The sequence below is a fragment of the Caballeronia sp. M23-90 genome (assembly GCF_053574605.1).
In genome coordinates this window covers 1-551 of sequence record NZ_JBSIPA010000964.1, presented here as the reverse complement: position 1 = coordinate 551, position 551 = coordinate 1, and the positions used below count along the sequence as shown (strand labels likewise).

Below are 551 nucleotides of genomic sequence, written 5' to 3'. Positions count from 1 at the left end.
TGTAGGCCCCAAGTAGTAATGTCGTACTTGAGCCAAATAGAAATGTCGCACTGAGGGCTCGATTCGGTCCATGCTGAAGCTCCGCTTTCGCTGGGAGTTGATCATGGATAGCACTGGGATGATCACCATGAGCATGCGTGAGCTTGAGCGACTGAAGGCGATCCAGGCGGTCGCCGATGGGCTGCTGATGCCGTGGCGCGCGGCGGAACGTTTGGGCATCAGTCGACGTCAGGTGGAACGGCTGACGGGCCGATACCGACGCGAAGGTGCGGCTGGTCTAATCTCACGCAAACGCGAGCGACCCAGCAATCATCAGTTGCCCGCCGGGCTGGCCGATCATGCCTTGGCGATCATTCGCGAGCGCTATGCCGACTTTGGGCCGACGTTCGCGTGCGAGAAGCTCAGGGAATCGCATGGGCTCACATTAGCCGCAGAGACGGTTCGCCACCTGATGACCGACGCCGGCCTGTGGATTCCACGCAAGCAGCGCCCGCCCAAGATCCATCAGCCGAGGAACCGGCGGTCTTGTCTGGGCGAGCTGATCCAGATCG

General features: G+C 61.0%; 1 protein-coding gene. It reads left to right on the top strand.

The genetic code is table 11. The features are described 5' to 3' along the window. Positions 1-103: 103 nt before the first annotated feature. Positions 104-551: helix-turn-helix domain-containing protein (locus tag ACRXB1_RS37320; RefSeq protein WP_449494930.1), on the top strand; the 448-nt coding region annotated here is incomplete at its 3' end.